This is a genomic window from Subtercola boreus (assembly GCF_003399645.1).
GTDB lineage: Bacteria > Actinomycetota > Actinomycetes > Actinomycetales > Microbacteriaceae > Subtercola > Subtercola boreus_A.
The window spans coordinates 170,082-176,122 of the sequence record NZ_NBXD01000019.1; the positions used below are offsets into that span (position 1 = coordinate 170,082).

4 protein-coding genes and 1 pseudogene are annotated in these 6,041 nt (G+C 67.5%); 3 read left to right on the forward strand and 2 right to left on the reverse strand.

Annotation, left to right across the window (positions count from 1 at the left end; genetic code table 11):
- Positions 1–18 precede the first annotated feature (18 nt).
- Complete coding sequence (locus B7R24_RS10215; protein WP_116418856.1) at positions 19–2,637, reverse strand: ATP-dependent DNA ligase; 2,619 nt, start codon at positions 2,635–2,637, stop codon at positions 19–21.
- Between the two features lie 70 nt (positions 2,638–2,707).
- On the opposite strand from B7R24_RS10215, the gene B7R24_RS10220 reads away from it, so the two are divergent.
- The 3 genes from B7R24_RS10220 to B7R24_RS10230 all read left to right on the forward strand — a co-directional run bounded on the left by B7R24_RS10220 (position 2,708) and on the right by B7R24_RS10230 (position 5,024).
- A complete protein-coding gene (locus B7R24_RS10220) occupies positions 2,708–3,535 on the forward strand; it encodes a Ku protein (protein WP_116418857.1) in 828 nt (275 codons plus the stop codon).
- A gap of 80 nt (positions 3,536–3,615) precedes the next feature.
- The gene (locus B7R24_RS10225; protein ID WP_253259385.1) at positions 3,616–4,332 is read left to right on the forward strand and encodes a DUF3105 domain-containing protein; all 717 of its coding nucleotides are present in this window, start codon (positions 3,616–3,618) and stop codon (positions 4,330–4,332) included.
- Positions 4,329–5,024, forward strand: coding sequence for a DUF305 domain-containing protein (locus B7R24_RS10230; RefSeq protein WP_253259386.1), 696 nt, complete (start codon positions 4,329–4,331; stop codon positions 5,022–5,024). The genes B7R24_RS10225 and B7R24_RS10230 overlap by 4 nt, the downstream gene beginning before the upstream one ends.
- On the opposite strand, the pseudogene B7R24_RS10235 reads toward B7R24_RS10230, so the two are convergent.
- Positions 5,021–5,212: pseudogene (locus B7R24_RS10235) on the reverse strand (hypothetical protein); the annotation flags it as partial. The gene B7R24_RS10230 and the pseudogene B7R24_RS10235 sit on opposite strands and share 4 nt — an antisense overlap.
- Positions 5,213–6,041: the final 829 nt, after the last annotated feature.

Sequence of the window (6,041 nt, forward strand, 5' to 3'; positions counted from 1 at the left end):
TCCATCTTAGATTGCGCATCAGCTCTCGCGCACCACATCGGCCGGCGACTTGTCGGCGCGCCAGCCGCGCCAACTCGGCTGACGGAGGTGATCGGCCGCCGTCCACTCAGCGAACTCCACCTCGCCGACAAGCGTCGGCTCGATCCAGTGCGCGTCGGCGGCGACCTCCCGCGGAGCATCCGTGAACGGGCTCGACGTCCGGCCGAGCTTCTTTACGGTGGTGCTGAGTCGTCGCAGGTCGGCGTCGCTGAAGCCGGTGCCGACCCGACCGACGTAGCGCAGGCCGTCACCGTCGGGGATGCCCAGCAGCAGCGATCCGATGCTGTCGGCTCGTCGTCCGTTGCCCGGTCGCCAACCACCCACCACCACCTCCTGGGCCAGGTGGTGCTTGATCTTGATCCACGAGCGCGAGCGCCTCCCCACGCCGTAGGTGCTGTCGTGCTTCTTGGCCATGACGCCCTCGAGCCCGAGCTTTCTGCTGCTCTCGAACGCGCTTTCGAAATCCCCGTCGAACACCTGCGGAACCTGAACGCGGGAACGGGCATCCGGAGTCACGCTCGCCTCGAGACTCGTGCGCCGGTCGTCGTACGACTTTCCCAGCAACGAACTGCCGTCGAGGTGCAGCTGGTCGAAGACGAGGTAGTGAACCGAGACCGCGCGCATCGCCTTCTTCACATCGGCCTCATCCAGCAGGTTCATGCGCTGCTGGAGTCGACTGAAGCTCGGGCGGCCCTGCGCATCGAATGCGACGATCTCGCCGTCGAGAACGGTCGAATGATGGCCGATGGATGCTCGCAGAGGTTCGGCGAGGTCGGGGTACTGGCTGGTCAGGTCGTTACCGTTGCGGCTGAGCAGCTTCAGGCTCGTGCCGTCGGGCCCGCCGTCGAGGTAGGCCACAGCACGAATGCCGTCCCACTTCATCTCGTAGGCCCACTCGGCGTGCTCGCGGAGGTCGGCCGCGGCACCGAGGGTGGCGAGCATGGGGGTGATGGGTGCGATGGGGGTGATGGGGGTGATGGGTGCGATGGAGGTGGTGGGGGCGGCCGACTCCGCTGCACCGGCCCGCGCCGCGTTGATCGACGGCGCCTCATCGTCGGGCTGCGCGGGCATCCCCCGGTGCTTCTCCTCCTGGGCGGGCGTGTACGTCAGTTCCATGCGGTGGATGAGCCAGTTCTGCTCGGCCTTGGATCCCCCGCCCGATCCGGTGTGGATCAGCACGAACTTGCGATCACCGCCCAGCCCGCCCTTCTTCGTACCGTGCAGGGTCGCGATGATCTCCTTGCCGTCGCGCCACTTCTCGAGGTCGTAGGTGCCCTCGTCCCAGATCTCGACGACGCCGCCGCCGTACTCGCCCTTCGGGATCGTGCCGGCGAACGACGCGTACTCGAGCGGATGATCCTCCGTCTGAACAGCGAGGTGGTTCACCTTCATATCGGCCGGTGGGCCCTTCGGGATCGCCCACGAGACCAGAACGCCATCGTGCTCGAGGCGGAAGTCGTAGTGCAGCCGCGTGGCGTCGTGCTTCTGAATGACGAACGTGTTGCCCGCACCCGGCCCGGGACGATCATCCGGAACCGGCTCGGGCGTCTTCTGGCCGTCGCGCATACTGCGATAGAGGTGCAGGCGGTCGCGCTGCGGCTCCTGCGGCGCCTGCGGCTCCTGCGGCTCCTGCGGCTCCTGCTGCTCCTGCTGCGGGTCTGGCTCCGCGGTTCCGTCGAACAGTGCCGCGAGCGGGTCTCCCCGGCGCTTCACCCGCGCGAGAACCTCCGTGAAGTCGAGCTGGGCGAGCGAGGGCGACGTCAGTTCCCGCCAGGTTCGGGGCGCCGCGACCGTCGGCTGCATCCGTCCGCGCAGCGAGTACGGCGCGACCGTCGTCTTCGAACCGTTGTTCTGGCTCCAGTCGAGAAGCACCCTGCCCACCCGCAGCGTCTTCTTCATGTCACTGACGACGAGGTCGGGATGATCGGACTCCAATGCCCGGGCCAGTTCATGCGCCACCGCAGAGACCTGGTCAGACGTCTGGCTGCCGTCGAGCGCGGCGTAGAGGTGAATACCCTTGCTGCCGCTCGTGACCGGCAGCGGTTCGAGTCCCATCCCCTGCAGGATCGTGCGCACGAGCTTCGCGACCTCGACGCACTCCGCCAGCCCGACGCCCTCCCCCGGATCGAGGTCGAGCACGAGCCGGTCGGGGTTTTGACGCCCGCCGCGCGGCCCGAACCGCCACTGCGGCACATGCAGCTCGAGGGCAGCGATCTGCGCCAGCCAGGTCAGGGTCGCCCGATCGTTGACCAGGGGGTACTCATTGTCGTGGTCACTGTGCTCGATCGTTCGACGTTTCACCCACGAGGGCGCCGAATCGTCGAGGTTCTTCTGAAAGAACATCTGGCCGGGATGCTCGACAGTGCCCACCCCGTTCACCCAGCGTTTGCGCGTGGCGGCGCGGTCGCGGGTGTGCGGAAGCAGGTACTCGGCGATGTCGGAGTAGTACTGCAGCACCTCCGCCTTCGTCGTTCCGGTCTCGGGATAGAGCACCTTGTCGAGGTGGGTGAGCTTCAGGCGGTGCCCGTCGACGTCGACCGTCACATCGGTCTTCGACGCGGATGATCGTGTGCCCGTTCGCCGCTTCGCTGCACTCATGGGCCCATCCTGCACCCCGGGCGTGTCAAGTCACTAGCTCTTGACACCCCGTCGGGCCACACTGGAGGGCATGAGATCCATATGGAAGGGCGCGATCACGTTCGGGTTGGTGAACGTGCCGGTGAAGGTCTACAGCGCAACGGAAGACCACGACATCTCGCTGCACCAGGTGCACGATGCGGATGGTGGGCGCATCCGGTACCAGCGGGTCTGCGAGATCGACGGGAAGGTCGTCGAGTATGCGCACATCGACAAGGCCTACGACGACGGTGAGCGTACGGTGATCATCACCGCCGACGACCTCGCATCGCTCCCAGCGGAGAAGAGCCGGGAGATCGACGTGGTGGAGTTCGTTCCCAGCGAGCAGGTCGACCCGATTCGCTTCGACAAGAGCTACTACCTCGAGCCCGACTCGAAGTCGTCGAAGGCCTACGCCCTGCTGCGGCGCACCCTCGAGGAGACGGACCGAACGGCGATCGTGCATTTCGCGCTCCGTCAGAAGTCGCGGCTCGCGGCCCTGCGCGTGCAGGGGGACGTTCTGCTGCTGCAGACCCTGCTGTGGGACGACGAAGTTCGCGAAGCGAAATTCGCCAGTCTCGACGATCATCCGCGGGTCTCCCGCAAGGAGCTCGACATGTCGGCCCGCCTCGTCGACTCCTATTCGGCAGACTTCGACACTTCGAAGTTCACCGACGAGTACCAGGTCCAGCTCAAGGAGCTCATCGATGCGAAGCTCGCGAAGGGCGACTCCGTCGATACCGACGAGACGTTTGGCGAGACGGAAGAGAAAGAGACCGAGGAGTCGGGCGGTGAGGTGCTCGACCTGATGGAGGCACTGCGGCAGAGCGTGGAGAAGAGTCGGGGAGCCCGGGAGGGCACGAAGAAGTCCGCGGGTTAGTTGTCGCTTTAACACTTTTCTCTCGGGAGGGTTCGCTAACATCAGCCCCGAAACCCCTGCGAGAAGAAGAGGCTCCCTCCGTGGCATCCGGTAACAAGACCAGTCCGTCGTCGTCTCGTCCCCAGGGTGGCGGAGGGCAGTCCGCAAAACCCGGAAGCCCGACCGTCAAACAGGAACGCGAGGCACGGCGGGCCGAGAAGGTCGCGGCGATGAAGCGCGAGCAGGCGAAAGCCACGCGCAACCGTCGCATCGCCATCGGCAGTGGCATCGGAGCCGTCGCTCTCATTCTCGTGCTGGTGGTCGTCTTCGTCGTCACCGGATCGGGTTCGACACCGGCGCCCGTCGCAACCAAAGCCGACGGCGTGCAGACCTTCACCGGCCTCACCCAGAACCACGTGACCGGAACCGTCACCTACCCGCAGGTGCCCCCGGTGGGCGGAAACCATGCCGCGGTCTGGCTCAACTGCGGCGTGTACGACCAGCCGGTGCCGAACGAGAACGCGGTGCACGACCTCGAACACGGGGCAGTCTGGGTGACGTACGACGCGTCGCAGGTCTCTGGCGACCAGCTCACCGCGCTGCGGGCGGCGCTGCCGAAGACCTACATCGTGCTCTCGCCGTACGAAGGACTGCCGTCGCCGGTGGTGGCGTCGGCCTGGGGTGCCCAGATCCAGCTGACGGGTGTCGACGATCCCCGTCTCGCCGACTTCATCACGTCGTACTGGCAGTCGCCGAACGCTCCCGAGCCGGGGGCGGCCTGCACCGGCGGGCTGACAGCGCCCGGGCTGGTGTCGTGAGCGGAGGCTCTGATGCACCATCCGGTCGCACCGTGCGGATGCGCATCGCCATCGCCATCGGCGCCGTACTGCTCGTGGCGGTCGGCCTGATCGTCGGGCGCGTCACGACCCCGTCGGTCACCTACCCCACAACCCTCAGCGCTGAAGCCGGTTTCGCCCGCGACATGCAGGTGCACCACCAGCAGGCGATAGACATGGCGATGACCGTCCGTGAGCAGACGACCGACCCGGAGATCCGTCAGCTGGCCTACGACATCGCCACCTCCCAGGGCCAGCAGGCCGGGCAGATGTACGCATGGCTCAACCTGTGGGGGCTGCCGCAGGCCTCCCCCACGCCGCAGATGACATGGATGACTCTGCCGACGCTCGATCAGAACGCCTCCGATCACGGTATGAACATGGGCTCCACCGAGTCGACGCCCGGCGCCGGTGATGCGTTCGCCGCCGGAGCGACCATGCCCGGGATGGCGTCGGCCGCCGACCTCTCTCGCCTCGGAACGCTGACCGGCGTGGACGCCGAGAAGCTGTTCCTCACGCTGATGATCGCCCACCACAAGGGCGGCGTCGAAATGGCGAAGGCTCTGGACGAGCGATCAACCGACCCGAATGTGCTCGCACTGGCCAACTCGATCATCAAGGCGCAGACCAGTGAGATCGGCTACATGACGGAGCTGCTCGCGGCCCGCGGCTAGCCGGTGGCGCGGCCGGTGCGCTCGGGGGCGGGCTGGCCCTCGGGTTTCATCCCAGCGTCGATCAGCACGGCGGCGGCCCGCCGCGCCTGGCCCGCGGCCGCGCTGTCGCCGCTGATCGCGGCCGTCGTCTGGGCGCCCTCCGCGAGGATGGCGAGCTGCGCTGCGAGGTCGGGCGTTCCACCGGCCTCCGTCCCGCTCGTGCCATCGCCACAATTGGCTCCTACGTCAACGCCTCTTCTCGCACCGACGAGGTCAGCAGCTACACCGGGCAGGCGGATGCTCGCGCTGTCGTCGGCACGTACGTCTCCGCCGCGCGGGCCCACGCGCGAAGGGCACCTTCTCGCTCCGTGAGCCTCCCCACCGTCACGCGACCCATCCCCCTCCGCCACGCCATCTAGGCTCGCCGAGCGACGAAGGCGCGGTCTCGTCAGAGGCCGGGCCTTCGTCGCATTGACGGCTGGAGGTGGTTGACGGGGACTACCGCACCCAGCGGGCTTGCCGACGACGGATGGGCGGGGCCCGGCTGGGCTGGGCGGGGCCGAGCAGATGGGCGCCGCCGGGCGGATAGACGCGGCCGGGCGGATGAGCGGGGTTGCGCGGATGGGCGCGGCCGGGCGGATAAGCGGGGCCGGGCGGTGCTGGTCGGATAGTCGAGGCCGGGCAAGAGGGCCGGCCGGGCGGGTGGGCAGTGCCGGGCGGTGCTGGTCGGTGCTGGTCGGATGGTCGAGGCCGGGCAAAAGGGCCGGCCGGGCAGGTGGGCGGTGCTGGGCGGATGGCTCGGTGGGTGACTGGGCGAACGAACGCTCCACGGGCGTACAGACGGCGGCCGGGTATTCAGCAAGCGAAACTCCGGCATGTTCGCTGGTGGGTTACCCGGTGCGGGGTAGATTGCGGGCGCGGTTTTGTTGGCAGGGTCGTGGGGTTTGCCGCCAGTCGAGCCAGTCGGGGGGTATCAAATGTGGGGTGCCGTTTCGCATCACCAGCTTCCACTTCGTCTTATGCACATGGGAGTGGTGG

Coding starts and splice junctions, on each gene's coding strand:
- B7R24_RS10215 (WP_116418856.1), bottom strand. CDS start 2,637: ATGAGTGCAGCGAAGCGGCGAACGGGCACACGATCATCCGCGTCGAAG.
- B7R24_RS10220 (WP_116418857.1), top strand. CDS start 2,708: ATGAGATCCATATGGAAGGGCGCGATCACGTTCGGGTTGGTGAACGTG.